We start from the raw sequence: 22124 nt of genomic DNA, 5'->3' as shown, positions 1-22124 counted from the left end.
GTGCGCGCAGACGGCAAACATCCTTGCCGGTCTGGCAACATGGTCGGCATGGCGACGGATCGGGAGGAACGGATCACCCCGCGCACGACGGCCGAGGTCGTCGACGGGGTCGGCCCACGACTGCGCGCGCTGCGGACGCGCCGTGCCGTCACGCTCGCGGCGCTCGCCGCCGAGACCGGGATCTCGGTGTCGACGCTGTCGCGGCTCGAGTCGGGCCAGCGGAAGCCCACGCTCGAGCTCCTGTTGCCGCTCGCACGGGCGTACCAGGTGCCGCTCGACGACCTGGTCGGGGCGCCTCGGACCGGGGATCCGCGGGTGCACCTCGCGCCGGAGCGGCACGGCGGCCGAGTGGTGGTGCCGCTCACCCGACGGACCGGCGGCGTGCGCTCCTTCAAGCAGCTGATCCCGCCGGAGCCCGCGAACACCGATCGATCCCTCCGGACGCACGAGGGCTACGAGTGGCTCTACGTGCTGTCCGGACGGCTCCGGCTGCTCCTCGGCGACCGTGACTTCGACCTCGGGCCGGGCGAGGTCGTCGAGTTCGACACGCACACGCCGCACTGGGTCGGGAACACCACGGACGAGGTGACCGAGGTGCTGTGCCTGTACGGGCCGCAGGGCGAGCGGGCGCACATCCGGTCGCGGCCCGCCGACCGCTAGAAGACGTGTGCGATGACGTCGTCGAGGAGGCCCGACGTCGGCGTGTTCGACTGCTGGACGTGGATGCCGACGTCGCCGCGCGTGTAGTACGTGTCGCCGTCGGTGACCGGGTACTCGGCGTTCTGCGTGACCTTCTGGCAGCGGTACCCGTAGCCGTCGAGGGAGCAGTCGTACCCGTCCAGTGCCGTCTTCAGGTGCGGGTACGCCCTGGTCGAGTCGACGGTCGCGACCCGGATCGACAGGAAGGAGATGTCCGCCCGGGGGTCCTTCCAGACGCAGGAGAGCTGCTTGCCGTCCGGCTGGAGCACCGGGGTGAGGTCGTCCTTCGGCACCACCACCGGGTCGCCGACCACCGTGGGGTCGTTCAGGGGCGAGCCCGCGAACGAGGAGTCCCACTTGCCCGCCGTGATGAGCGCCTCGCACGAGTCGGGGATCCGGCCGGCGTCGTCGTCGACCCCGGGCACCGGGGTGATCGTCGAGGTCGGATGCGGGGTCGAGCCCGGCGTGGTCGGGGAGGCGCTCGGAGCCGCGGCGGACGTCGTCCCGGTCGGGGCAGGGTCGGCGCCGGTCGAGCCCTGGGCGCAGCCGGTGAGGGCCAGCGCTGCGAGCGCGATCGCGATCGCCGTGCTCCCCGTGGTCGTCGTCCGTCGCATGTGCTCCCCCTGGTGCCGCGATCACGGGCCGGTCGGCGGCCCCGCAGCCGACCGTAGTCGTCGGCGTCCCCGGACCGGTCCGATCGTCATCGGATCGTGTCCGGGGTGGTTCCCGCCGGCGATGGGAGGATGACCGGGTGACCACGCCCACCGTCCCGCTCTTCCTCGACTGCGACACCGGCGTCGACGACGCCCTCGCCCTCACGTACCTGCTCGACGTCCCGCACGTCGACCTCGTCGGCATCGGTACGGTCTCCGGCAACACCGACGCGGCGACGGCGGCCGTCAACACGGCGGCGCTGCTGGCCCTGTGCGGCCGGACCGTGCCCGTCGCGGTCGGCGCGCACGACCCGATCGGCGGCTCGTACGGCGGCGGCGCACCGCACGTGCACGGGGCGAACGGCATCGGCGGGGTCGACCTCCCGCCGGGTGTCGCGGCCGCGGAGGACCCCGCCGCCGAGCTCCTCGTCCGGCTGGCCCGCGACCACGCAGCCGGTGACCGGAAGCTCGACGTCCTGGCCATCGGCCCGCTCACGAACCTCGCCGTCGCGCTCGAGGCCGAGCCGCGTCTGCCGGAGCTCGTCGGCACGCTGACGATCATGGGCGGTGCCGTGTGGGACGCGGGCAACGTGTCGCCCACCGCCGAGGCGAACGTCCACAACGACGCCGAGGCCGCCAGGCGGGTCCTCCGCGCCGGATTCGACCTCGTGCTCGTGCCGCTCGACGTCACCCGGCAGCACCGCTTCGACGACGCCGATGCCGACCGGTTCACGGCGGCCGGCGATCCACTCCGGGTCGCGCTCGGCACGATGCTGCGCAGCTACGTCGACTTCTACGAGTCGGTCGACCGCGTCCGTCGCGCACCGCTCCACGACCCGCTGGCGGCGGCCGTCGCGGCGGGCGAGGTCGAGCCCTCCGTCCGGACCACGCCGCTCGACGTGGTGGTCGGTGGGGTCGAGCACGGCCGGACGGTCCCCGCTGCGGACGGGCCGGCGGTCCGTGTCGTGGTGACGGCCGACGATCGTGCGGCGGACGTCATCCGCGAGCGCATCCTCCACGTCGGCACGGTGTCGAGCGGGTCGGTCGGGCGCGACGGCGTCGGTCGGTAGCGCAGAGGCAGGGCGTGGACGCGCGGTCTCAGCTCCGCCAGACCACCCGCGGAGCCAGCAGGCGGTGTCCGGTCGATGCGGGCAGGACGGTCCGACCGGCGCCCATGAGCAGCTCGACCGCGGCCGCGGCGACCTCGACCAGGGGCTGCTCCACGCTGGAGACGCCCACCGCCGCGGCCACCGGGGTGTCGTCGTAGCCCACCACCGGCACCGCCGCCCCGAGCGCGAACCGGGCTCCGAGGGCGAGGGTGTCCGACGCACAGACGAGCGCGTCGAACCCGGCGCCGCCCTCGACCGCCGCCGCGACCGTGCCGGTGGCCGCGGTGACGTCGTCCTCGCACGTGAGCCCGGGGTCGTCGGGCAGCCCGGCCGCGCGCATCGCGTCCCGCCAGCCCCGTCGGCGCTCGTCACCCTGTCCGGACGGGCTCGGCCAGCCCAGGAACCCGATCCGGCGGTGCCCCTGCGCCACCAGGTGCTCGGTCGCGTCGTGCACGCCCGCGTACCCGTCGACGTCGACCCAGGGGTGCGGCGCGGCGTCCATGTCCGGTAGACCCCACGGCCGGCCGAAGGTCACGAAGGGGATGTCCCGTGCGCCGAGCCACGCCGCGCGGGGATCGCCGTGGAACGTCGAGGTGAGGACGAACCCGTCGACGTCCGAGCCCTCGACGAGGCGTTCGATGTGTGCGAGTTCGTCGTCGACGTCGGTGGCGGTGAAGAGCAGGATGCGCATCCCGCGCAGGTCGGCACACTCGACGAGCGCGTGCAGGAAGCGGTCGAGCACGGCGCCGGAGATGCCGTGCACCGGTTCCAGCCGGACGCCGAGCGTGGAGCTCTGGCGGGTGCGGAGCCGACGGGCGGATGCGTGCGGTCGGTACCCGAGGTCGTCGATGGCGGCCCGGACCCTGGTGAGCGTCGCGGGGCGGACGACCTCGGGCCGGTTCAACGCGTTCGACACCGTCTGCCGCGAGACGCCCGCGGCGAGGGCGACGTCGGCGACGGTGGCGGGATGCGACATGGGGTTCACCGTAGCGCCTCGCAGGTGTATGGTCGACTCGTTTGATCGATCAAATTTGAACGATCGAAGTACTGCACTCGACGAGGAGTCCCCCTGATGCAACGACGCACAGCACGCATGCTGACCGCGGGAGCGATGGCGCTCACCGCAGCTCTGACCCTCTCCGCCTGTGGCTCCGGCTTCTCGAGCTCGGGCGGCAACGGTTCCGGCGGTGGCGCCGCGAAGCTCACCTCGAGCGACGACCCCCTCACCGTCCTCATCGGCTCGTCGGGCGACGCCGAGACCGCCGCCGTGAAGAGCGCCGCCGCCGCGTGGTCGAAGTCCTCGGGCACCGACGCGACGGTGCAGCCGGCGAACAACCTCGACCAGCAGCTCGCTCAGGGCTTCGCGGCCGGCAAGCCCGCCGACGTGTTCTACGTCAGCACGTCGTCCCTCGCCGGGTACGCCGCGAACGGCTCGCTGTTGGCCTACGGCGACCAGCTCGAGGACACGAGCGACTTCTACCCGACGCTCACGAAGTCGTTCACCGTGGACGACCAGCTGTACTGCGCGCCGAAGGACTTCTCCACCCTCGCGCTGTTCATCAACACGAAGGACTGGAAGGCCGCCGGGCTGACCGACAGCGACGTCCCGACCACCTGGGACCAGTTGCGGACGGTCTCCGAGGAGCTCACCCGCGACGGACGGGTCGGACTCACGACCAGCCCGCAGATCGAGCGTCTCGGGGCGTTCATGACCCAGGCCGGCGGTGCCCTGACGAACAGCGCCCAGACGAAGGCGACGGTCGACTCGGCCGCGAACGTCGAGGCCCTCGACTACGTGAAGGGCCTGCTCGACGACGGCTCGATGAAGTTCTCGAGCGACCTCGGCGAGAGCTGGGGAGGTGACGCGTTCGGCAAGGACAAGGCCGCGATGACCATCGAGGGCAACTGGCTCACCGGGGCGATGTCGTCGAGCTACCCGAGCGTGGACTACAAGGTCGTCGCCCTGCCGAAGGGCCCGAAGGGTGCCGGCACGCTGCAGTTCACGAACTGCTGGGGCATCGCGAAGGACTCCCCGAACCAGAAGGCAGCGCTGTCCTTCGTCGAGAAGATGACGAGCACCGACCAGCAGCTCGCCTTCGCGAAGGCGTTCGGTGTGATGCCCTCGGTCGAGTCGGCCGCCGGCACCTGGAAGCAGGAGTACCCGCAGTACGCCGCGTTCCTCGACCAGGCGGACGCCGCCCAGGGCCTGCCGAACGCGTCCGGGACCGCCGACGTGATCGCCGACTTCGACTCGAAGCTCGGCAGCCTCAGGACGACCGACACCAAGACCCTGCTCGAGGGCGTCCAGAAGAACATGGCCGCCGCGCTGAAGGGCTGACGGACGTGTCCCGGAAGAACCGTGCCGAAGCCGTCTCGGGCTGGCTGTTCACCGCGCCGACGATCATCGTCCTCGGCCTGTTCCTCGCCGTGCCGGTGGTCATGGCGGCCTGGGTCAGCGTGTCCGACTGGCGGGGTGTCGGCAGCCCGTTCTCGTCCGACGTCTCCTTCGTCGGCGGGCAGAACTACGCCAAGATCCTCGGCGGCGGGGGCCTCGACGAGCAGAACTTCGGCACCGCGCTGCGGAACAACCTCTGGTACGTCGTGTTCGTCGTCCCGCTGCAGACCGCGGTGGCGCTCGGGCTCGCCCTGCTCGTCAGCGGTCGGGCACTGCGCGGGCGCGGGTTCTTCCGGACCGCGTTCTACTTCCCCTCGGTGACGAGTTCGGTCGCCATCACCGTCCTCTGGCTGTTCCTGTTCTCGTCGACGGGAGCCGTCAACAAGATCATCAGCTGGGCGGGGATCAACGGACCGAACTGGTTCAACGAGCCCACCGGCCTGTTCCACCTCGGCGCAGGCACACCACCGGCCTTCCTCGCCGACCACACGATGCTCGGCATCTCGTGGTGGGAGTGGCTCGCGGGTCCGTCGGTCGCGATGACCGCGTTCATCCTGCTCGCGGTGTTCACGACGAGCGGCACCTTCATGCTGCTGTTCATCGCGGCGCTGCAGAACCTCTCGCCGGAGGTCGACGAGGCGGCGATGATCGACGGCGCCGGGTCCTGGACGCGGTTCTGGCGGGTCACCCTGCCGCAGCTGCGCCCGACGCTCTTCACGGTGCTGACGCTCGGGCTGATCGGGACGTGGCAGGTCTTCGACCAGATCTACACGGGCACGAAGGGCGCCCCGGCGAACACGACGCTCACGCCGGCGTTCCTGTCGTACACGTCCGCGTTCCAGAGCCAGCAGTGGGGCGTCGGCGCAGCCATCGCCTTCATCCTGTTCGGCATCATCGTCGTCTTCACGCTGCTGCAGCGGTGGGCGCTGCGCGACCGCCCGGTGTCCCGCCGTCGGATGCGGTGGATCGAGAAGGGGAGCACACGATGACCAGCGCACCCACCCCGGCGACCGCAGGCGGCGGGACCGAGCCGACCCGCGCCTCCAGGGCGGCAGTGCCAGGAGGCGCGGTGCCGGACCTCGGCGCCACCACCGTCACGCAGGCACCCGGCCCCGGCCGGCGGCCACGTCGGCTCACGCCGCGGAGCATGGTGCTGCTGGTGTTCGGCGTCCTGATCGCCGTCGTCTACCTGCTGCCGTTCTACGTCGCGATCGTGAACGCGTTCAAGACCGACCAGGACGCCTCCCTGCACCCGCTGGCGCTCCCCGTCACCTGGACCGGCGCGGCGTTCCAGACCCTCTTCGAGAACTCCGACTTCGGGATCTGGGCGATGAACTCGATCATCGTCGCGGTCTTCGTCACGCTCGGCCGGATCTTCTTCGACTCCCTCGCCGGGTACGCGTTGGCGCGACTGCGGTTCCCGGGTCGCCAGACCGTCTTCGCTCTGCTCATCGCCGTCATGGCGGTGCCGGGCGTGGTCCTGCTCATCCCGAAGTTCCTCGTGATCAACCAGCTCGGCATGTACGACTCGTACTCGGGCATGATCGTGCCGTTGCTCGTGGATGCCGCCGGGGTGTTCATCATGAAGAACTTCTTCGAATCGATCCCGGTGAGCGTCGAGGAGCAGGCGAAGATCGACGGTGCCGGCACGTTCCGGACCTTCTGGTCGGTCGTGCTCCCGATGGCGCGTCCGGCCGTCGTGACGATCACCATCCTGTCGTTCCAGGGATCGTGGAACGAGCTCGCGCACTTCATCGTGTCGACCTCGTCGCCCGACCTCACCACGCTCACGAAGGGCGTCGCATCACTGGCGTCGGGCGCGCTGAGCGCCGGGAACCAGTTCCCGGTCAAGCTCGCGGCGGCCTTCGTCATGACCATCCCCGTGGCGGTCGCGTTCTTCGTGTTCCAGAAGCGCATCATGAACGGCAGCGACGGGGCGGTCAAGGAATGAGCACCCCGACGTGACCGCCACCGAACCCACGATCCTGGCCACCTGCGGCGGTCTGGTCGGCGGCGAGTGGGACGACTCGGCCTACGGTCCGCTCCTGTTCGAGGCCGTCCGGCTCGCCCGCGTCCCCGCCGGTCGGCCGCCACGCGTGTTGCACGTGAACACCGCCGGCGGCGACCAGCGGACCGTCGAAGGGGCAGAGCTCGCAGCGGCCCGTACGGCCGGTGTCGAGGCGTCGCACCTGCGGTTCTTCCCGAGACGGAACGTGCCGTCCCTGCGCGACGCCGTCCTCGGTGCGGACGTCGTCTGGGTCTCGGGCGGCTCCGTGGTCAACCTCCTCGCCGTGTGGCGTGCCCACGGTCTCGACGAGGTCCTGCGTGAGGCCTGGGGAGCCGGGGTGGTGCTCGCCGGTGGATCGGCCGGCGCGCTCTGCTGGCACACCGGCGGCGTCACGCAGAGCCACGGCCCGCAGCCGTCGGTCCTCGCCGACGGACTCGGCTTCGTGTCCGGCTCGCTCGGTGTCCACACCGACTCGGACCCGGACCGGTCGCCGGTCTTCCGCGCGGCCGTCGCCGCGGGGGACCTCCCGGCGGGCATCGAGCTCGACGAGGGCGTCGGCGTCGTCCACCGTGGGCGCTCGGCCACGTTCGTCGAAGCCGTCACCGACCACGACGGAGGCGGCGCGGTGCGCATCGCCCGTGCCCCCGGCGACCCGACCGGCATCCGTGCCGAGCCCCTGCCCGTGCGTCGTCTGCCGGACGCACCCCGATCCGTACCGAGCTGGACACCCAGCGCCTGGACCCCGTCCCCCGAACCCGTCGACGAGGAAGCCCCATGACCTCCACCACCACGAACACCACCACCGCCGCTGCCACAACCGCCACGCTGCAGCCCCTGCTCCACGACGAGGTCGCCGTCATCGCGGCACCGACGCAGGCATGGTCCGGTCGGGACGGTGCCATCGGCGCGAACCCCGTGCACGGCTACTGGACCGGCGACCAGCGGTTCGTCTCCGCCGTGCGCGTCAGCGTCGAGCACTCCGCGGTGGAACCGATCGCCGTCGTGCCCGCCGGTGCCCGCGAGGTCGTCTTCAGCGGACTCCTGCGCGGCCTCGACGGTACCGGGGCCGATCCGGACGTCCGCCTCGACCGTCGTCGGACGGTGCGCATCGACGGGGTGGCGGAACGCCTGCGCATCACCGATCGGCTCCAGGGGCCCGGCGCGAGCACCGCGGAGCTCGTCGTGACCGTCAGGCTGACCCCGGACGCCGCCGGGATGGACGCGGTGAAGGCCGGTCACGGCCCCCAGCCCGTCCCCGCCGACGCCTCGGAGCAGACCGCATCGTGGACCTCGGGCTCCGTACGGGTCCGGCTCGACGCCCCCGGAGCATCCGTCCGCGTCGAGGACGGTGACGTCGTGCTGCGCTGGCGGACGGAGCGCGCGCACCAGGTCGACCTCGCGTGGGACTGCGCCGTGGAGACGCCCGACGCCGTCGTCACCGGCGTGACGACCCCGCGCCCGTTCGACGTCCCGGCCGGCGTGCGGGACGACCGGCTCCGGCGCTGGCTGGAGCGTGCCACCGACGATCTCGACGCACTCCGGCTGGCACGGCCCGAGGGCGAGTTCATCGCGGCCGGCGCCCCCTGGTTCTTCACCCTGTTCGGCCGCGACGCGATCTGGGCCGCCCGCTTCCTGCTGCCCGTCGACACCAGCACCGCCGGGGGCACCCTCCGGGTCCTCGCCGCGCTGCAGGGCACCGCGGACGACCCCGCGACCGCCGAGCAGCCCGGCAAGATCATGCACGAGCTGCGCCAGGCGTCCCTGCCGGTCGACAACGACGAGATCTCCCTGCCACCGCTCTACTACGGGACCGTCGACGCGACGGCGCTCTGGGCGTGCCTGCTCCACGACGCCTGGCGTGCGGGGCTCCCCGACGCCGAGGTCGAGGCGCTCCTGCCGACGCTCGAACGCGCCCTGGCGTGGATGCGCGACCACGGCGACGCGGACGGCGACGGGCTGCTCGAGTACGTCGACGAGTCCGGCCGGGGGCTGGCGAACCAGGGCTGGAAGGACTCCGGGGACAGCGTGCAGTGGCGGGACGGCACCCTCGCCGACGGCCCGATCGCGCTGTGCGAAGTGCAGGGCTACGCGCACGAGGCCGCGGTGCACGGTGCCGACCTGCTCGATGCGTTCGGCCGTGCCGGCGGCGACGAGTGGCGTGCCTGGGCCGCGCGCCTGGCCGATCGCTTCCGCGACGCCTTCTGGGTGGCCGACGACATCGGTCGGTACCCGGCGATCGCCCTCGACGCCCGCAAGCGCCCCGTCGACTCCGCCACGAGCAACATCGGCCACCTGCTCGGCACCGGCCTGCTCACCCCGGACGAGGAAGCCGTCGTCGCAGCACGCGTCGTGAGCCCGGACCTGGCGAGCGGCTTCGGCCTCCGGACGCTCTCCACGACCGCCGCCGGGTACTGGCCGCTCAGCTACCACGGGGGCACCGTCTGGGCGCACGACACCGCCGTGGTGATCACGGGCCTCATCCGGTCCGGACACCACGACGAGGCCCGGGTCCTGTCCGAGCAGCTGCTCGCCGCGGCGGTGGCGTTCGACTTCCGGATGCCCGAGCTGCACGCCGGCGACGACGCCTCCGCCGTCACACGTCCGGCCCCGTACCCGGCCGCCTGCCGCCCGCAGGCCTGGAGTGCCGCCGCCGCCTTCCCCGTCTGGGTGGCGCTCCGGTAGGCCGCCGTCGCAGGGATCCGGCGGTACGGTCGAGGGCATGACGACGACCCCGGACGACCTCGCCGAGGAGCTCCGCGAGTCGATCGGCCGGATCGTGCGGGCCACCCGGGCACTCACCGACGAGCTGCCGCAGGCGCAGAGCGCGAGCCTGGGCCTGCTCGACCGGCAGGGGCCGCAGACCATCGCCGAGCTCGCGCGGGCCCGCGGCGTGAAGCACCAGGGACAGTCGCGGACCGTCGCGGAGCTCGAGGAGCGCGGCTTCGTGGAGCGAGGCGTCTCCGACGGGGACCGGCGGGTCTCGGTGATCCGGCTGACGGACTCGGGCCGCACGGTCATGCTCCGGGAACGGAGCGCCCGAGCCGGGGCGTTCGCGTCGGTGATCGGTTCCGAGCTGTCCGAGGCCGAGCGTGCGGCACTCGCCAGGGTGCCGGAACTGTTCGACCGCATCGCGGCGAGACTCGAACGGTGAACGCCCTCTCATCCGGATCGACCACGGCGATGTACAACACTGTTGTAGACTCGTCGACATGGAGCTGACGAAGTACAACCACGCCACCGTCGTCCTCGAGCAGGACGGCGCCACCCTCGTCATCGACCCGGGCACGTTCACGCCGGAGGGCGCCGACCTCGCGACGGCCGCCGTCGCCGTCCTCGTCACCCACGAGCACTTCGACCACTTCGACGTCGACGCCGTCCGTGCCGCCCTCGACGCGAACGACGCCCTCGTGGTGCGTGGGCCGGCCGCGATCGTCGACCAGCTCGGCGCGCACGACGGCCGCGTCGCCGCGGTCTCGGCCGGTGACGCGTTCGAGGTCGGCCCGTTCTCGGTGCAGGTCTTCGGCGAGGAGCACGCCGTCATCCACGGCGACATCCCGACGATCGCGAACGTCGGCTACCTCGTGAACGGCGCCGTGTTCCACCCCGGCGACGCCTACCTCGTGCCCGGCATCCCGGTGCAGACCCTGCTGCTGCCGACCAGCGGCCCGTGGACGAGCACCGCCGAGGCCGTCGACTACGTCCGCGCGGTCTCCCCGGAGCACGCCGTGCAGATCCACGAGGCGATGCTCAGCGAACTCGGGCAGCAGTCCGCCGCGCGGTTCCTCGGCCCGGACGGTCTCGGACCGGTGCCGGTGCAGATCCTGCCCGCCGGCGAGTCGATCACCGTCTGACGGACGTGACGCGCCCCTGAGAGGCGATCCGCGCCTCCAGGGCAGGGTGGAGGGATGCCCGACGCACCCTCCACCGCCGTCCTCTTCGACATCGACGGGACCCTCGTCGACTCGAACTACCCGCACATCGACGCCTGGTGGCGGGCGTGCACGGCAGCGGGCGAGTCCGTCGACGCCTGGCGGATCCACCGCGCGATCGGCATGGACTCGGCGAAGCTGCTCGAGGAGCTGCTGCCGGACGCCACCGACGAGCAGCGCGACACCGTCAAGCAGTTCCACACCGCGTACTACGCCGAGCAGATGCCGCGGTTGCGGCTCCTCCCGGGTGCCCGCGAACTGCTCCGGTCCGTCGCCGAGGCCGGTCACGCCGTCGTGCTGGCCACGAGCGCGCCCGAGGACGAACTCGTGCGCCTGCGCGAACTGCTCGACGCCGAGGCGTGGATCACCGCCGTCACGAGCTCGGAGGACGTCGAACAGGCCAAGCCGGACCCGGGGATCATCGAGGTCGCACTCCGGAAGGTCGGCGTGTCCGCCGATGCCGCGGTGATGGTCGGCGACGCGATGTGGGACGTCGAGTCCGCCGGACGGGTCGGTGTGCCCTGCGTCGCCGTGATGACGGGCGGGATCGGCGGCGACGAGCTGCGCCGGGCCGGGGCGGTCCGGGTGTACGACGACGCGGCAGCGGTCCTCGCCGACCTGCGGGCCGGCAGGGGCCCCATCGCGGACCTGGCGGGCCGCGCCGAGGGAGCCGCCGGCAGCGGGGCGGGCGCGTGAGCGTCCGCGGCGTCGACCACATCGGACTGACCGTGCCCGACGTCGACGCGGCCAGCGCGTTCCTGGTCGACGCGTTCGGTGCCGAGGTGCTCTACGACACGCTCCCCGCCGACCAGCCTCCGAAGGGCGGCGCGGCGACGACGTCGCGCCTCGGTGTCCCCGGAGACGCCCGTGAGGTACGGATCCGGATGCTCGCGCTGCCCGACGGCCCCGGCATCGAGCTGTTCGCCTTCGACCACGTCGAGCAGGACACCCCGGCGGTGCCGTCCGACCTCGGGTGGCAGCACCTCGCGCTGTACGTCGACGACCTCGACGCCACGCTCGACCGGGTCGTGGCCGCCGGGGCGACCGCGCTCGGCGCACCCCGCCCGCTCCCGGGGCCCGAAGCCGGCGACCGGAACCGGTTCGTCTACGTCCGCACCCCGTGGGGCAGCACCGTCGAGCTCCTGACCTACCCCGATCCCCAGCCCTACGAGGAGCACACGTCGCGCCGACGCTGGCATCCGTGACAGGATCGTCGGTCGTGATCACGATCGAACGCGTTCGGTGGGACGACCCCCGTGGTGTGGCGCTCCGCGCCCGCATGGACGAGGAGATGCACGAGCGCTACGGCGCCGCGAACGGCGACGAGGACCCGGTGGTGACGGCCGAGCGTGGCCGGGCGCTCGCCGTGGACCCGGCGACGGTCATCACCTCGATCCTCGCGATCGACGAGGACGGCGAGGCCCTCGGGCACATCGCCGTCCGACGCCTCGGTGACGAGGTCGAACTGAAGCGCCTCATCGTCCTCGCCGCCGCCCGCGGGAAGGGTGCGGCCACCGCGCTGCTCACCGAGGGGGAGCGCGTCGGGCGTGAGGAGGGCGCCGCGCGGCTCATCCTGCAGACCGGCGACAAGCAACCCGAGGCCGTGGCGCTCTACGAGAAGACCGGTTGGACCCCGATCCCCGTGTACGAGCCGTACGCCGCGACGATGCCGTGGTCGTTCTGCTTCGAGAAGGCGCTCTAGCAGTACCCCACTTCCACATTGCACTCTCAGTCCGATAGTGCAATTCTGGTCCGGTGAGCACCACCGAACGCACCCGCGCGCTGCGCCGACGCATGATCGTCGAGGCACGTCGGGCGACCATCGAGCACGGGCTGCACGGCTTCACGATCGAGCAGCTCTGCGAGACGGTCGGGGTGTCCCGGCGGACGTTCTTCAACCACTTCGCGTCGAAGGACGACGCCGTGCTCGGCATCGAGATCAACGCGGACGTCGAAGCCATCGACGCGTACGCCGCCGGCGGTGTCGTCGCGGCCGACCTCGAGCCGCTGGACTCCATCGTCGCGCTGGCGATCGACCAGTTCCACCGGGCCGGCATCGACCGCGCCGACGAGGTCCTCGTCCGCGGGGTCTTCGAACGGGAGCCGGCGCTCGTCGCCCGGTTCCTCTCGGCCACCGACGTGCAGCTCGGCCGCATCACCGACGCGGTACGAGCGCGGTTCGGTTGGGGCGACGCCACCGACCGCCGTGCGCGGCTCGTCACCGAGGCCGCCGCAGGGCTGCTCAAGGTGACGGCGGAGACCTACTTCGACGACGCGTTCGACGAAGCCACCGGCCCCGCGTTCGACGAGCTGCTCACCCAGAACCTCCGCCTGATGAGGGCGGCCATCACGACCGGACAGGACACCACCGAATGAGCGCCACCGCGCCGGGCACGACCAAGCGTGCCCGCCCAGGCTCCGACGGACCGCTGCTCCTCACGCAGCGCCGGATCTGGATCATCTTCTCCGCGCTCATCGCGGGGATGCTGCTCTCCAGCCTCGACCAGACCATCGTCTCCACGGCGATGCCCACCATCGTCGGCGAGCTCGGCGGCGTCGCGCACCAGGCGTGGCTGACGACCGGGTACCTGCTCGCCTCGACCATCGTGATGCCCGTCTACGGCAAGTTCGGTGACGTCCTCGGCCGCCGCAACCTGTTCCTCATCGCGATCGCACTGTTCACCATCGCGTCGGCCGGGTGCGCCTTCGCCGGCGACTTCACCCAGCTCGTGGTCTTCCGTGCCATGCAGGGCCTCGGCGGCGGCGGCCTGATGATCCTGTCGCAGGCGATCATCGCGGACATCGTGCCGGCGTCCCAGCGCGGCAAGTACCTCGGGCCGCTCGGTGCGATCTTCGGCCTCTCGGCGATCGGGGGCCCGCTGCTCGGCGGGTTCTTCGTCGACCACCTCACCTGGAACTGGGCGTTCTACATCAACATCCCGGTCGGCATCGCCGCGTTCTTCGTGGCGTGGTTCGCGCTGACCCTGCCGAGCAAGAAGGCGACGAAGCGCATCGACGTCCTCGGCGTGCTCTTCATGTCCGCCGCGACGACGTGCCTGGTGTTCTTCTCGGAGTTCGGCGGCAGCAAGGACCACGGTTGGGACGCCCCGGAGACGTGGGCCTGGTTCGCCGGTCTCGTCGTGTCGGCAGCGCTCCTCGTGCTCGTCGAGTCGCGTGCGGCGGACCCCGTCCTGCCGCTGTCGTTCTTCCGGAACCGCACCTTCCTGCTCGCGACCGGCATCGGCCTCGTGCTCGGCATCGGCATGTTCGCGGCGATCGGCTTCGTCCCGACGTTCCTGCAGATGGCGTCCGGCACCTCGGCGGCGGTCTCGGGTCTCCTGATGCTGCCGATGATGGTCGGCCTGATCGGGACCTCGATCGCGTCCGGCAACCTGATCACCAAGACCGGTCGCTACCGGATGTTCCCGATCATCGGGACGATCCTGGTCGCCCTGGCGATGCTCGCGATGACCCAGCTCGCGGCGGACACCCCGATCTGGCTCATCTGCGCGTACCTGTTCGTCTTCGGTGCGGGCCTCGGCCTCATCATGCAGGTGGTCGTCCTCGTGGCGCAGAACGCGGTGCCCGCCGAGCAGGTCGGTACCGCCACGTCGACGAACAACTACTTCCGCGAGGTCGGCGCCTCCCTCGGGACCGCCGTGTTCGGTGCGCTCTTCACGGCGCGGCTCACGACGTCGCTCACCGACGTGTTCCGCGGCGCCGGCGGATCGGCGACCGACGCTGCGTCGTCGGCGGGCAGCATCGACCCCGCGACCGTGGCGAAGCTGCCGGAGGCGGTGCAGGACGGCATCGTGAACGCGTACGCCGACTCCCTGGCGCCCGTGTTCTGGTACCTGCTGCCGTTCATCGCGGTGGCGTTCCTGCTCGCGCTGTTCCTCCCGCAGATCAGGCTCTCCGACACGGCCGGCATGGTCGCCCGTGGCGAGGCGGTCGGCGGAGCCGAGGCCGACGAGCTCGAGCGGGCGCAGCGCGCGGGGCACACGGCCGGCGCGGCCGAGCCGCAGCCGGAGCCCGAGCCGGCCGATGCCGGTCCGGACCGTTCGGAGCGCTGACCGCCAGCACACGAGGACGGGAGGCGCGGTGCCAGCTCGCACCGCGCCTCCCGTCCGCTCTGTGGTGACGACTTCACGCGCTCACCGACACCTCACGCCACGAGCGGCGCGTGAGGTGTCGGTGAGCGCGTGAGATCGTTTCCGCGCGCGGCGCCCGCGCGCAGCCGCGGCGCGCGCTACGCGCCCGTGCTCGCGCGGCGCACCAGGCGCGTGGGGAGCGCCGCAGCCTCGGGCGCGGTGCCGTCGAGCGTCGCGAGCAACCGCAGCGCCGCGGCCCGGCCGAGGTCCGCGCCGGGGAGTGCGACGCTCGTCAGGGCCGGTGCCGTGACCGAGGACGACGGCAGGTCGTCGAACCCCGCGACGGCGAGTTCCCCGGGGACCGCGATGCCGAGCTGCCCGGCGACCCGGAGCACCCCGTACGCGAGGGTGTCGGCAGCCGCGACGATCGCCGTGACGTCGTCGTCCTGCCAGGCCTCGAGGACGTGTTCGGTCGCCGAGGCCGCGGCGTCCACCGTGAGGTCGGCGCGGGCGGTGACCTCGGAGACCTCGATGCCGACGGCCGTGCACTCCTGTTCGAAGAGCTCCCGACGGACGCCGAACGTCGCAGCCCGCGAGGTCCCGTCGAGGTACCCCACCCGCCGGTGCCCGCGCTCGTGCAGGTGGGCGACGAGCTCGTGGACACCGGGGGAGAGGTCGTAGTTGACGGCCTCGGGTCCGCCGGGGGCGTCGAGCAGCACCACGGGAACGGTGGCGGTCATCGTCTCGTCGGCGGCGGGCGCGTCCACCAGGATGCCGGCCGGTCGGAGCCGCTCGAACCGTCGGACGTCGGCGGCCACGGGCTGGGCCCCGCGCTCCGTGACGGAGAGCACGAGCTGGAAGCGGTCGCCGACGGTGTCGCGCACGCCGCGGATCACCTCGGCGAAGAAGGGGTTCGACAGGTCGGGGGCGATCAGGACGACGAGGTCGCCGCTGCCCCGCGCGAGTGAGCTGGCAGCGTGGTCGACGACGTAGCCGAGCTCGTCGACGGCGTCGCGGACCCTCGTGGCGATCGGCACGGAGACCCGGCCGCGGTCCTTGCCGTTCACGACGAGCGACACCGTGGCGATGCTCGTCCCCGCGCGCTCGGCCACCATCGCAGCGGTCACACGACGGCCGGGGGCGGCGGAGGATGGCACGCGTCGATGCTACCGAGCGCGGACCGCGCAGTTCGGGTCCGCCGCCGATGACTTGACGTCAAGCGCTTGACGTGTTTCCATGTCAAACGCTTGACGTGCCGCGGGAGCTGATCCTCGCCGCGGATCCCCACCTCGTCGAGCCTCGACCTCCTGATCCCCGAAGAAGTGGAGCGCCCCGCGTGCCCGAGAAGATCATCCTCGACTGCGACCCCGGCCACGACGACGCCGTCGCGATCCTGCTGGCCCACGGCAACCCGGACATCGAGCTCCTCGCCGTGACGACCGTCGTCGGCAACCAGACGCTCCCGAAGGTCACCCGCAACGCCCTCGCCGTCGCCCGCATCGCCGGGATCACCGGGGTCCCGTTCGCCGCCGGCGCCGACCGTCCGCTGCTCCGCGAGATCGAGGTCGCCGGTGACATCCACGGCGAGAGCGGTCTCGACGGGCCGATGCTCCCCTCGCCGTCGTTCGAGCTGGACGAGCGGCACGCGGTCGACCTCATCATCGAGACCGTCATTGCGCACGAGCCCGGCACGGTCACCCTGGTGCCGACCGGCGGCCTGACGAACATCGCCCTCGCGGCCCGCAAGGAGCCCCGCATCGTCGAGCGCGTCAAGCAGGTCGTCCTGATGGGCGGCGGGGTGCACGTCGGCAACTGGAGCCCGGTCGCCGAGTTCAACATCGTCATCGACCCCGAGGCCGCCTCGATCGTCTTCGACGCGGGCTGGGACGTCGTCATGGTCGGCCTCGACCTGACGCACCAGGCGCTCGCGACGCCCGAGGTCGCCGAGCGCATCGCCGCCGTCGGCACCGCCCCCGCCGCGTTCGTCGGCGAGCTGCTCGACTTCTTCGGCCAGACGTACAAGGACGCCCAGGGCTTCGACGCCCCGCCCGTGCACGACCCCTGCGCCGTCGCGTACGTCATCGACCCGACCGTCGTCCGTGCGGTGAAGGTCCCGATCCACGTCGAGACGCAGGGCACCCTGACCCTCGGCATGACCGTCGCCGACTTCCGCGCGCCCGCGCCGGAGGACTGCCGCACGAGCGCCGCGATGGAGCTCGACCACGGCCGGTTCTGGGACCTCGTCGTCGACGCCCTCGAGCGCATCGGCGAGACCCCGGACACCGGCTGGACGCCCCGGACCGCAGCCACCACGACCACCACGGAGCACTGACCCCCATGACCACCACATCGACGAAGAAGTCGATCGGCGCCCTCACCGCCGCACTCCTCGCAGCCTGCATCGCGTTCCAGCTGAACGCGAGCATGCTCAGCCCCGCCCTGGTCACGATGGCCCGCGAGCTGCGCACCGACGACGCCACGATCGGCCTGTCGCAGACGCTGTTCTTCACCCTGGCGGCGCTGTTCTCGCTGTTCCTGCCGCGCCTGTCCGACATCGTCGGCCGCAAGCGCGTCCTGCTCGGCATGCTTGCGGTGATGCTCGTCGGCAGCATCGTGGCGGCGCTCGCGGTCAACGTCCCGATGCTGTTCGTCGGTCGCATGATCCAGGGCGTCACCGGCCCGGTCGTCCCGATCGGCCTGCTCATCCTCCGCAACGAGATCGCCGACCCGAAGCGCTACGGAGCCGCCCTCGGCCTGCTCACCGCGGTGAACGGCGGCATCGCGGGCGTCGACGCGCTCGCCGGTGGGTGGATCGCGACGCACTTCGGGTTCCGCGGGATCTTCTGGGTCATCGCGATCGTCACCGTCGTCGCGGCGCTGATGGTCGCTGCGTGGGGCGTCGAGTCGAAGCCGTCGGCCGGCACCCGCATGGACTGGTGGGGTGTCCTGCCGCTCGTCGTCAGCGTCGGCGCACTGCTCACCGCGTTCAACGAGGCAGGCAAGCTCGCAGCCGCCGACTGGGGCCTCGTGGTCGGTGGCATCGTCCTCGCCCTCGTGGCCTTCGGCGTCTTCTGGGCGGTCGAGTCGCGGGTGCGCGAGCCCCTCGTCGAGACACGGTTCCTCAAGCGCCGCGCGACCTGGGCCCTGCTCGTCACGACCCTGCTCACGATGACGGGCGTGTTCGCGGTCGTGAACGGCCTCGTCACGAGCCTCGCGCAGAACCCGGACGCGGGCTTCGGCATGGAGGCCGACCTCGCCTCGCTCGCGTTCCTCACCCCGTACGCGCTGGTCGGCTGGGTCGTCGGACCCTTCGCCGGCCGGCTCGCGCCGACCCTCGGCTACCGCGCCGTGCTGCGCGTCGGCCTGATCGGGAGCATCGTCGCGACGCTCGTCATGGCGTTCGTCGGCGTGCACTCGCTGCCGGTGCTCATCGCCGCGACCGTGCTGATCGGCATCACGTACGCCGGCATCGCGAACATCATCCTGAACGGGCTCGGCATCGTGCTCTCGCCGGAGTCGAACCCCGGCTTCCTGCCCGGCCTCAACGCCGGTGCGTTCAACCTCGGTGCCGGCATCAGCTTCGCCGTCCTGCCGGCCCTGCAGATCGCGCTCGGGACCGGCGGGTCCGCGGGCACCGCCGGGTACTCCGGTGGCATGCTGCTCGGTGCCGTGATCACCTGCGCGGCACTCGCCACGTCCTTCCTCATCCCGCGCCCGGCCTCGGCCGAGACAGGAGCCGCCGCATGACCGGCATCGTCGTCGTGGGGAGCCTCAACGCGGACCTGGTGGTCCGCACGGAGCGCTTCCCGAAGCCCGGTGAGACCCTCCAGGGGTCCGACCTCGCGATCCTGCCAGGCGGCAAGTCCGCCAACCAGGCGGTTGCTGCCGGGAGGCTCGGGGGCACCGTGCGCATGATCGGCGCGGTCGGCGACGACGGGAACGGTCGACTGCTGCGCGACTCCGTCGCGGCGGCGGGTGTCGACACGACGCACGTCGCCGTCCGGGAGGGCGTGGCCACCGGGACCGCCGTCATCACCGTCGACCGCGCAGGGGAGAACACCATCGTGATCTCCGCCGGCGCGAACGGCACGCTGACCCCGGACGACGTCCCCGCCGGTGCCCTCGACGGTGCCGGCGTGCTCGGTCTCTGCCTCGAGGTCTCGATCGACGTCGTCCTGGCCGCCGCCCGCGCAGCGCACGCCGCCGGGGTCACGGTGCTCACGAACCTGTCCCCGTTCGGTGCCGTCCCGGCGGAGCTGCTCGAGCTGACCGACGTCCTGCTCGTCAACGAGCACGAGGCCGCCGAGCTCGGGGAGCACGGTGTCCGACGGTCGATCGTGACCCGGGGTGGCTCGGGCTGCGTCGTGCACGACGGTGACGCCGAGCCGGTGTCGATCGACGCCGTGCGGGTCGACCCGGTGGACACCACGGGCTGCGGCGACGCGTTCATGGGAGCGGTGGCGCTCCGCCTCGCCGCCGGGGACCCGCTGGTCGAGGCCGCGCGGTTCGCGGTCGGTGTCGGGGCGTACGCCGCGACGAAGGCGGGCGCGCAGGCGTCGTACCCGACCACCGCGGAACTGGAGTCGTTCCTGCGGGGCTGAACCGCGCCTCCTGGACCGTGCCCGTCCGACGGGGCCACTAGCGTTGTGGCATGCGCGTGGGAGTCCTCGACATCGGGTCCAACACCGGCCACCTGCTCGTGGTGGACGCCCACGGCGGTGCCGCCCCGCTGCCGGCGTCGTCGTTCAAGCAACCGCTGCGCCTCGCCGAGCACCTCGACGACGCCGGCGCGGTGACGGAGGCGGGCGTCGACGCCCTGACCTCGTTCGTCGCCGACGCCGTCCGCGTCGCCGAGGACCGCGGGTGCGAGGACATGCTCGCGTTCGCGACCTCGGCCGTCCGCGACGCCGTGAACTCCGACGCGGTGCTCGCCCACGTCGAACGGGCGACCGGCGTCGAGCTCGCCGTGCTGTCCGGCGGGGACGAAGCGCGCTTGACGTTCCTCGCCGTGCGGCGGTGGTTCGGGTGGTCCGCCGGTCGCCTGGCCGTGTTCGACATCGGCGGCGGGTCGCTCGAGATCGCCGGCGGAGCGGACGAAGCGCCCGACGTCGCGTGGTCGATGCCGATCGGCGCCGCGCGGCTCGCCCGGTCGTACTTCGCGGCGGGGACCCCGACCGAGGACGACGTGCGCCGGATTCGCCACGAGATCCGGGTGGAGATCGCCCGCGACGCCGGGCTGCTGCTGCGCGCCGGGCGGCCGGACCGTGCCGTGGCGACCTCGAAGACGTTCCGGTCGATCGCACGGATCTGCGGCGCGGCGCCCTCGGGTGCCGGGCCGCTCGTGCCGCGCGCGCTCGACGGCGACGTGCTCCGCGCGAAGCTGCCGGCGCTCCTGACGATGTCGGTCGCCGAGCTGGCCGAGCTCCCCGGGGTGTCGCCGAGCCGGGCGCACCAGGTGGTGCCGGGAGCCCTCGTCGCCGAGGCCTGCCTGGACATCTTCGACCTGCCGGCGCTCGAGATCTGCCCGTGGGCGCTCCGCGAGGGCGTGATCCTCGAGCGGCTCGACCAGCTGTCGGTGCTCGGCTAGCCGTTCCTCGGCGGTGCGAGGAGCCACGGGCGGATCATCCGCGTGACGAACGGCAGCACCCAGAACGTCATGATCGGCGTGAGCACGAGCGTCGTGACGAGCACGCGCGGCAGCACGGGGAGTGCGCCGAACGCGGGGACCAGCCAGCCGACGAGGTACGTGAACGCCAGGTTGACCGGGAAGAACCCGAGCCAGATGCTCACGGCCTGCTTCCACCGAGGCGGTGCGCTCGACGCCGGGGCATCGGCCGGTGCGTCGAACCACCCCTCGATCCCGGTGCGCTTCTCGACGCGGGACTCCACCACGAGGTCACGACCGAGGTCGAGCCACCGCAGCCGGTCGTCGGAGTTCTCCCACGTCGCGAGGGAGTCGTGGTCGGCGAACCGGTACAGCATGTGCCACTCACGGCTCGTCGCGTGCGAGCGGACCCAGCCCGAGCCGAGGAAGCCCGGGTAGCGGTTGGCGAGGTTCACGCCGGACTGCACCCAGCGGGTGACGTCGGGGATCCGTTCGGGTTCGACGAGTCGGGTGATGGAGACGGTGACGGGCGGGCCATCGGTCGCGGGTGGCGACGACAAGGCCCCAGGCTCTTCTGGAGTCATGCGTCAAGTCTGGCCGACGCGTGTTTCCTGCTCGTGTCGCGCGGTCCGGCTAGCTGGCCTGCTTCTTGGCCGCAGGCTTCTTGGCGGCCGGCTTCTTGGCGGGTGCCTTCTTCGCGGGGGCCTTCTTCGCGGGTGCCTTCTCGGCCGGGGCCTTCTCCGGTGACTCGTCGGCCGTGGAGTCCTGCTTCGTGGAACGGGACCCGCTCCGGGAACGCGACCCCGTGCCTCCCGAACCGGACCGCTTCTTGTCCACCGACGCGCGCAGGGCGGCCATCAGGTCGATGACGTCGCCACCCTCGTCATCGTCGTCGTCCTCGGAGCGCTCACCGAAGGTCTTCTCGGTGTCGATGTCGTCGCCGGACTCGAGCTTCGCGTCGATGAGCTGCTGCAGTTCCACCTGGTAGGCGTCGGTGTAGCGGTCGGGGTCGAAGTCCGTGGACATGCTGTCGACGAGCGACGACGACATCTTCAGCTCGTTCGCGCTGACCTTCACCGCTGCGTCCAGCCCCTTGAAGTCGGCGGCACGGACCTCGTCGCCCCAGAGCAGCCCCTGCAGCAGGATCACGTCGTCGTTCACCCGCAGGACGCCGAGCCGGGTCTTCTGCCGGAGCGTGAACTGCACGATCGCCAGCCGGTCGGTCTTCGCGAGGGTCTCGCGCAGGAGCACGTAGGCCTTGGGGGAGCGGGAGTCGGGCTCGAGGTAGTAGGACTTCTCGAACATCATCGGGTCGACCTGGTCGACGGGGACGAACTCGAGGACCTCGATCTCGTGCGACTGCTCCTCGGGGAGCTGCTTGAAGTCGTCGGCGGTGAGCACCACCGTCTTGTCGCCGTCGTCGTAGGCGCGCTGGATGTCGGCGTACTCGACCTCGTGGCCGAACTCGCAGACGCGCTTGTACCGGATGCGGCCCTTGTCCTCGTCGTGGACCTGGTGCAGCGACACGTCGTGCGTCTCGGTCGCCGCGTAGACCTTGATCGGCACGTTGACGAGCCCGAACGCGATGGAGCCCTTCCAGATCGACCTCATGGGCACATGATGCCCGTCTCTCCA

At 71.9% G+C, this 22124-nt stretch carries 23 protein-coding genes; 18 read left to right on the top strand and 5 right to left on the bottom strand.

All coding sequences use genetic code 11. From position 1 onward, the window contains the following. The first annotated feature begins 48 nt into the window (after positions 1 to 48). Positions 49 to 660 (top strand): helix-turn-helix transcriptional regulator, encoded by a 612-nt coding sequence (locus tag ACIPKM_RS16355; protein WP_309778083.1) that lies wholly within the window; start codon positions 49 to 51, stop codon positions 658 to 660. On the opposite strand, the gene ACIPKM_RS16350 is transcribed toward ACIPKM_RS16355, so the two are convergent. After that, a complete protein-coding gene (locus ACIPKM_RS16350) occupies positions 657 to 1313 on the bottom strand; it encodes a hypothetical protein (protein ID WP_402737127.1) in 657 nt (218 codons plus the stop codon). The two genes, ACIPKM_RS16355 and ACIPKM_RS16350, sit on opposite strands and share 4 nt — an antisense overlap. Positions 1314 to 1450: 137 nt before the next feature. Here ACIPKM_RS16350 and ACIPKM_RS16345 point away from each other — a divergent pair, with 137 nt between their 5' ends. After that, entirely contained in the window at positions 1451 to 2422 is a 972-nt protein-coding gene (locus ACIPKM_RS16345) for a nucleoside hydrolase (protein ID WP_402737126.1), read from the top strand. Between the two features lie 28 nt (positions 2423 to 2450). On the opposite strand, the gene ACIPKM_RS16340 is transcribed toward ACIPKM_RS16345, so the two are convergent. Beyond that, the gene (locus ACIPKM_RS16340) at positions 2451 to 3437 is read right to left on the bottom strand and encodes a LacI family DNA-binding transcriptional regulator (protein ID WP_402737125.1); all 987 of its coding nucleotides are present in this window, start codon (positions 3435 to 3437) and stop codon (positions 2451 to 2453) included. Positions 3438 to 3533: 96 nt separating this feature from the next. On the opposite strand from ACIPKM_RS16340, the gene ACIPKM_RS16335 reads away from it, so the two are divergent. The 12 genes from ACIPKM_RS16335 to ACIPKM_RS16280 all read left to right on the top strand — a co-directional run bounded on the left by ACIPKM_RS16335 (position 3534) and on the right by ACIPKM_RS16280 (position 14866). Next, positions 3534 to 4799, top strand: coding sequence for an extracellular solute-binding protein (locus ACIPKM_RS16335; RefSeq protein WP_402737124.1), 1266 nt, complete (start codon positions 3534 to 3536; stop codon positions 4797 to 4799). A 5-nt stretch (positions 4800 to 4804) separates the two neighbouring features. Further along, a complete protein-coding gene (locus ACIPKM_RS16330; RefSeq protein WP_229086498.1) occupies positions 4805 to 5845 on the top strand; it encodes a carbohydrate ABC transporter permease in 1041 nt (346 codons plus the stop codon). A gap of 158 nt (positions 5846 to 6003) precedes the next feature. Further along, positions 6004 to 6807, top strand: coding sequence for a carbohydrate ABC transporter permease (locus ACIPKM_RS16325; RefSeq protein WP_402737163.1), 804 nt, complete (start codon positions 6004 to 6006; stop codon positions 6805 to 6807). A 10-nt stretch (positions 6808 to 6817) separates the two neighbouring features. After that, a complete protein-coding gene (locus tag ACIPKM_RS16320; protein WP_071296578.1) occupies positions 6818 to 7642 on the top strand; it encodes a Type 1 glutamine amidotransferase-like domain-containing protein in 825 nt (274 codons plus the stop codon). Further along, complete coding sequence (locus ACIPKM_RS16315; RefSeq protein WP_402737123.1) at positions 7639 to 9546, top strand: amylo-alpha-1,6-glucosidase; 1908 nt, start codon at positions 7639 to 7641, stop codon at positions 9544 to 9546. The genes ACIPKM_RS16320 and ACIPKM_RS16315 overlap by 4 nt, the downstream gene beginning before the upstream one ends. Before the next feature lie 37 nt (positions 9547 to 9583). Continuing rightward, positions 9584 to 10015 (top strand): MarR family winged helix-turn-helix transcriptional regulator, encoded by a 432-nt coding sequence (locus ACIPKM_RS16310; RefSeq protein WP_071296579.1) that lies wholly within the window; start codon positions 9584 to 9586, stop codon positions 10013 to 10015. Between the two features lie 58 nt (positions 10016 to 10073). Beyond that, positions 10074 to 10715 carry an MBL fold metallo-hydrolase gene (locus ACIPKM_RS16305; protein ID WP_402737122.1) on the top strand — a complete coding sequence of 214 codons (642 nt, stop codon included), beginning with the start codon at positions 10074 to 10076 and terminating at the stop codon, positions 10713 to 10715. 54 nt (positions 10716 to 10769) lie between these two features. Further along, positions 10770 to 11489 carry an HAD family hydrolase gene (locus ACIPKM_RS16300; protein WP_402737121.1) on the top strand — a complete coding sequence of 240 codons (720 nt, stop codon included), beginning with the start codon at positions 10770 to 10772 and terminating at the stop codon, positions 11487 to 11489. Then, positions 11486 to 11998, top strand: coding sequence for a VOC family protein (locus tag ACIPKM_RS16295; RefSeq protein ID WP_071296581.1), 513 nt, complete (start codon positions 11486 to 11488; stop codon positions 11996 to 11998). The genes ACIPKM_RS16300 and ACIPKM_RS16295 overlap by 4 nt, the downstream gene beginning before the upstream one ends. Before the next feature lie 14 nt (positions 11999 to 12012). Next, entirely contained in the window at positions 12013 to 12495 is a 483-nt protein-coding gene (locus ACIPKM_RS16290; RefSeq protein ID WP_402737120.1) for a GNAT family N-acetyltransferase, read from the top strand. Between the two features lie 53 nt (positions 12496 to 12548). Next, positions 12549 to 13169, top strand: a complete 621-nt coding sequence (locus tag ACIPKM_RS16285) for a TetR/AcrR family transcriptional regulator (protein ID WP_070417197.1) — start codon at positions 12549 to 12551, stop codon at positions 13167 to 13169. Next, on the top strand, positions 13166 to 14866 hold the full coding sequence (locus ACIPKM_RS16280; RefSeq protein WP_402737119.1) for an MDR family MFS transporter: 1701 nt from the start codon (positions 13166 to 13168) through the stop codon (positions 14864 to 14866). Before ACIPKM_RS16285 ends, ACIPKM_RS16280 begins: the two co-directional genes overlap by 4 nt. Before the next feature lie 176 nt (positions 14867 to 15042). On the opposite strand, the gene ACIPKM_RS16275 is transcribed toward ACIPKM_RS16280, so the two are convergent. Further along, complete coding sequence (locus tag ACIPKM_RS16275) at positions 15043 to 16041, bottom strand: LacI family DNA-binding transcriptional regulator (protein ID WP_254790952.1); 999 nt, start codon at positions 16039 to 16041, stop codon at positions 15043 to 15045. Between the two features lie 179 nt (positions 16042 to 16220). On the opposite strand from ACIPKM_RS16275, the gene ACIPKM_RS16270 reads away from it, so the two are divergent. From ACIPKM_RS16270 to ACIPKM_RS16255, 4 genes are read left to right on the top strand one after another with little or no spacing between them, the layout of a single operon-like run. Next, positions 16221 to 17216 carry a nucleoside hydrolase gene (locus ACIPKM_RS16270; protein ID WP_071296583.1) on the top strand — a complete coding sequence of 332 codons (996 nt, stop codon included), beginning with the start codon at positions 16221 to 16223 and terminating at the stop codon, positions 17214 to 17216. Between the two features lie 5 nt (positions 17217 to 17221). After that, positions 17222 to 18631 (top strand): MFS transporter, encoded by a 1410-nt coding sequence (locus ACIPKM_RS16265; protein WP_071296584.1) that lies wholly within the window; start codon positions 17222 to 17224, stop codon positions 18629 to 18631. Beyond that, complete coding sequence (locus tag ACIPKM_RS16260; protein WP_071296585.1) at positions 18628 to 19485, top strand: ribokinase; 858 nt, start codon at positions 18628 to 18630, stop codon at positions 19483 to 19485. Before ACIPKM_RS16265 ends, ACIPKM_RS16260 begins: the two co-directional genes overlap by 4 nt. A 50-nt stretch (positions 19486 to 19535) precedes the next feature. After that, positions 19536 to 20471, top strand: coding sequence for a Ppx/GppA phosphatase family protein (locus tag ACIPKM_RS16255; protein ID WP_071296586.1), 936 nt, complete (start codon positions 19536 to 19538; stop codon positions 20469 to 20471). On the opposite strand, the gene ACIPKM_RS16250 is transcribed toward ACIPKM_RS16255, so the two are convergent. Both ACIPKM_RS16250 and ACIPKM_RS16245 read right to left on the bottom strand, forming a co-directional pair. Beyond that, positions 20468 to 21073 (bottom strand): antibiotic biosynthesis monooxygenase, encoded by a 606-nt coding sequence (locus ACIPKM_RS16250; RefSeq protein WP_071296587.1) that lies wholly within the window; start codon positions 21071 to 21073, stop codon positions 20468 to 20470. The genes ACIPKM_RS16255 and ACIPKM_RS16250 overlap by 4 nt on opposite strands. 49 nt (positions 21074 to 21122) lie before the next feature. After that, on the bottom strand, positions 21123 to 22100 hold the full coding sequence (locus tag ACIPKM_RS16245; protein ID WP_402737118.1) for a Ku protein: 978 nt from the start codon (positions 22098 to 22100) through the stop codon (positions 21123 to 21125). Between the last annotated feature and the right edge of the window lie 24 nt (positions 22101 to 22124).

It is taken from the genome of Curtobacterium sp. NPDC086286 (assembly GCF_044746255.1).
Lineage (GTDB): Bacteria > Actinomycetota > Actinomycetes > Actinomycetales > Microbacteriaceae > Curtobacterium.
The sequence above is the reverse complement of the archived record's forward strand: the minus strand, read 5'-3'. Positions and strand labels throughout refer to the sequence as shown.

Excerpts from the sequence above, each read along its gene's own strand:
- ACIPKM_RS16260 (WP_071296585.1), top strand. The coding sequence starts at position 18,628 with ATGACCGGCATCGTCGTCGTGGGGAGCCTCAACGCGGACCTGGTGGTC.
- ACIPKM_RS16280 (WP_402737119.1), top strand. The coding sequence starts at position 13,166 with ATGAGCGCCACCGCGCCGGGCACGACCAAGCGTGCCCGCCCAGGCTCC.
- ACIPKM_RS16250 (WP_071296587.1), bottom strand. The coding sequence starts at position 21,073 with ATGACTCCAGAAGAGCCTGGGGCCTTGTCGTCGCCACCCGCGACCGAT.
- ACIPKM_RS16355 (WP_309778083.1), top strand. The coding sequence starts at position 49 with ATGGCGACGGATCGGGAGGAACGGATCACCCCGCGCACGACGGCCGAG.
- ACIPKM_RS16305 (WP_402737122.1), top strand. The coding sequence starts at position 10,074 with ATGGAGCTGACGAAGTACAACCACGCCACCGTCGTCCTCGAGCAGGAC.
- ACIPKM_RS16325 (WP_402737163.1), top strand. The coding sequence starts at position 6,004 with ATGGTGCTGCTGGTGTTCGGCGTCCTGATCGCCGTCGTCTACCTGCTG.
- ACIPKM_RS16310 (WP_071296579.1), top strand. The coding sequence starts at position 9,584 with ATGACGACGACCCCGGACGACCTCGCCGAGGAGCTCCGCGAGTCGATC.
- ACIPKM_RS16300 (WP_402737121.1), top strand. The coding sequence starts at position 10,770 with ATGCCCGACGCACCCTCCACCGCCGTCCTCTTCGACATCGACGGGACC.
- ACIPKM_RS16350 (WP_402737127.1), bottom strand. The coding sequence starts at position 1,313 with ATGCGACGGACGACGACCACGGGGAGCACGGCGATCGCGATCGCGCTC.
- ACIPKM_RS16315 (WP_402737123.1), top strand. The coding sequence starts at position 7,639 with ATGACCTCCACCACCACGAACACCACCACCGCCGCTGCCACAACCGCC.
- ACIPKM_RS16245 (WP_402737118.1), bottom strand. The coding sequence starts at position 22,100 with ATGAGGTCGATCTGGAAGGGCTCCATCGCGTTCGGGCTCGTCAACGTG.
- ACIPKM_RS16340 (WP_402737125.1), bottom strand. The coding sequence starts at position 3,437 with ATGTCGCATCCCGCCACCGTCGCCGACGTCGCCCTCGCCGCGGGCGTC.
- ACIPKM_RS16335 (WP_402737124.1), top strand. The coding sequence starts at position 3,534 with ATGCAACGACGCACAGCACGCATGCTGACCGCGGGAGCGATGGCGCTC.
- ACIPKM_RS16255 (WP_071296586.1), top strand. The coding sequence starts at position 19,536 with ATGCGCGTGGGAGTCCTCGACATCGGGTCCAACACCGGCCACCTGCTC.
- ACIPKM_RS16265 (WP_071296584.1), top strand. The coding sequence starts at position 17,222 with ATGACCACCACATCGACGAAGAAGTCGATCGGCGCCCTCACCGCCGCA.